This is a genomic window from Saccharomonospora iraqiensis subsp. iraqiensis (genome assembly GCF_000430445.1).
Classification (GTDB): domain Bacteria; phylum Actinomycetota; class Actinomycetes; order Mycobacteriales; family Pseudonocardiaceae; genus Saccharomonospora; species Saccharomonospora iraqiensis.
This window is the reverse complement of record NZ_AICW01000682.1, coordinates 1-2,800: the sequence shown is the minus strand read 5'-3', so window position 1 is coordinate 2,800 and position 2,800 is coordinate 1. Positions and strand designations below refer to the sequence as shown.

General features: G+C 73.8%; 3 protein-coding genes. All 3 read right to left on the bottom strand.

Features of this window, described 5'->3' with window-relative positions; genetic code table 11:
• Nucleotides 1–1,136 (bottom strand): MCE family protein (locus tag ACTIR_RS0100455; protein ID WP_026452815.1); only part of this gene is annotated, 1,136 nt, incomplete at its 3' end.
• A gap of 1 nt (nucleotide 1,137) precedes the next feature.
• Nucleotides 1,138–1,980: an MlaE family ABC transporter permease gene (locus ACTIR_RS0100450; RefSeq protein ID WP_034237564.1), complete on the bottom strand. Its 843-nt coding sequence runs from the start codon at nucleotides 1,978–1,980 to the stop codon at nucleotides 1,138–1,140.
• Nucleotides 1,977–2,800 (bottom strand): ABC transporter permease (locus ACTIR_RS0100445; RefSeq protein ID WP_411431305.1); only part of this gene is annotated, 824 nt, incomplete at its 5' end. The genes ACTIR_RS0100445 and ACTIR_RS0100450, both read right to left, overlap by 4 nt.

The window sequence follows — 2,800 nt, the reverse complement described above, 5'->3', positions numbered from 1 at the left end:
CCGACCGTCCCGCCCGGGACCGTCCGGTCGCCGCCGGGGCCCGGGGACCCGGCGGCGTCGCCGCGGGCGGTGTCGTCGCCGTCCCCGGACTTCCCGGTGCAGTTCGGACCGTCCTGTCCGGGGTAGCGGGGGCAGTCGGCGGCGGTGTACGGATGCGGCCGGTCGAAGGTCAGCGGGGCCTCGATGGAGAAGACACCGCCGGCGAAGGCGCGCCGGGCGCCGTCCAGGAAGTGGTCCGCGCCCGCGAGCGTGTCGGACACCGCCCCGTCGTGGCGCGCCGCCGCGGCGGTGAGGGGTTCGGTGAGCCGGGTCAGCTCGATGAACCGGTCGCCGTTGTCGGCCAGGAAACGCCGGCTCGCGGCGGCGAGCCCGGTGCCGGCCGACAGCACCGCGCCGATCGCCTCCCGTTCGGCGACCACGGTGTTCGACAGCGCCACGGTGTTGTCCAGGGTGGCCAGCGCATCCGGGGTGGCCGCGGCGAGTTCGGTGCCGAGCTCGGCCACGGTGGTCAGGTCGGCGCCGAGCGAGTCGAGCGAGGGGCGGAGCTCGTCGACGAGGGCGTCCACGTCGTCGATCATCCGGCCGAGTTCGGCGCCCCGGCCCCGCAGCGTGTCGGCCAACGTGGTCAGGGCCACCTGCAGCTCGGCCGGGTTCAGCTCGGTGAGCAGCGCGTGCAGCCGGGTGTAGACGGTGTACAGGCGCACGGTGCGCCGGGACGGGTCGGTGGGCAGATGCGCACCCTCGGCGACGCGGCCACGCGGTTCGGCGTCGTCCGCGACCGCGAGGTCGACGTAGGTGTCGCCGAACACGGTGCGCGGCAGCAGCCGGGTGCGGACGTTGCCGGGGACCCGCGCCGCCTGCCCGGGGTCCAGCCGCAACGTGGCCCGTGCCGCGTCCGGACCGTCCGCGGACACCGCGTCGACGGTGCCCACGGTAACCCCCCGGTACTGCACCGGTGTCTCCACCCGCACCGGTCCCGCGGCCGACGGCAGCGTGGTGGTCACCACGGTGGTGTCGTCGAACGCGCCCTCCCCGGCGGCGAGTACGACTCCGGCCGCGACCACGAGCGTCAGCAGGACGGCGAGCCCGCGCACCGCCGCTGCCGCCCGGCCGGGTTCCCCGCGTCGTCCCGCCATGTCACGCCCCCAGCCCGGGCAGGGTCGGGCGCAGTCCCCAGAAGGCGATGGTGAGCAGTACGTCGAGGACCGCGACGGCGACGATGCTCGTCCGCAGCGCCCGGCCGGATGCGCGTCCGACGCCCTCGGGCCCGCCGGTGGCGTGGTAGCCGTGGGCGCAGTGCACGAGTGTGATCATCATGGCGAACACCACCGCCTTGGCCAGTGAGAAACCGACGTCGGCCGGGTTGAGCAGCAGGTGGAAGTAGTAGTCGTAGGTACCGGGGGACTGGCCGCGCAGCCCCACGACGGCCAGGTTCGTGGCGGCGTACGAGGCGACCAGGCCCACCAGGTACAGCGGGATCACCGACACGAACGCGGCCACCATCCGGGTGCTGACGAGGAACGGCAGCGAGGGCACGGACATGGCGTCCAGCGCGTCGATCTCGTCGGAGATCCGCATCGCGCCGAGTTGGGCGGTGAAGCCGGTGCCCACCTTCGCCGCGAGTGCGATGCTCGCGACGACGGGCGCGATCTCCCTGGTGTTGATCAGAGCGGACATCAGCCCGGTCATCGGTTGCAGGCCGAGCAGTTCGAGGCCCCGGTAGCCCTCCAGCCCGATCTGTGTGCTGGCCACCGCGGACATCGCGAAGATGACGCCGATGGTGCCGCCGCCGGCCAGCAGCGAGGCGGATCCGAAGCTGATCTCGCCGATCAGCCGGACGACGTGGCGCCGGTGGCGTGCCAGCGCGTGCGGTACGTGCCACACCACCCGTCCGGAGAGGCCCGCGTGCCGGCCCAGACCGGCGAGTCCGTCCACCACCGGCCGCGTCCCGCGGAGCACGATCTGCGCGCGGTGGGTCATCCCGACGCCCCTCCCGCCGGGATGACCACGGCGAACACCTCGGTGAGCACCGTGTTGGCGACGAACACCAGGATGAACGCCAGCACCACGCCCTCGTTCACCGCGTCGCCGACCCCGCTCGGGCCGGCGCGCGTGGTCAGTCCCTTGAAACAGGACACCAGCGCGGCCAGCGCGCCGAACACGGCGGCCTTCACCTCGGCGGCCACGAAGTCCCGCACACGGGAGAACTCGCTGAGCGAGGCGAGGAACGCCCCGGGCGCCTCGCCGAGCACGAACACCTGGAACCCGAGACTGGCGCCGATCCCGACGGCCATCACCAGGCACGCCAACGCCGTGCTCACCAGTACCGCGGCGACCACGCGGGGGACGACGAACCGTTCGGCGGCGGAGATGCCCATGACCTCCAGGGCCTCCACCTCCTCCCGGATCGTGCGGGCCCCGAGGTCCGCGCACATCGCCGCGCCCCCGACACCGGAGATCATCAGCGCGCAGATCAGCGGCGCGGCCTGCGCGACGATCACGAAGGCGACGACGGCGCCGCCGTACCCCTCGGCGCCCAGCTGCCCCGCCATCGCACCGACGTTGAGCGCGATGACCACGCCGAGCGGGACGGTCACCAGCAGGGCGGGGGCGGTGGTGACGGAGGCCAGGAACCACGCCTGTTCCAGCAGTTCGCGCAGCGAGAGCCTGCGCCGGGCCAGCACCCGCGCCGTCGCACCGCCGATGCGGACGGAGAACGCCAGCAACAGCCCGGACTGGTGCAGGGCATCGGCCACGGCGCCGCGATCCGGGGACGCCCCGTGCCGCATCAGGCCGCCCG

Bases quoted from the DNA above. Each gene is read 5' to 3' on its own strand.
- ACTIR_RS0100450 (WP_034237564.1), bottom strand. From the start codon at position 1,980: ATGACCCACCGCGCGCAGATCGTGCTCCGCGGGACGCGGCCGGTGGTG.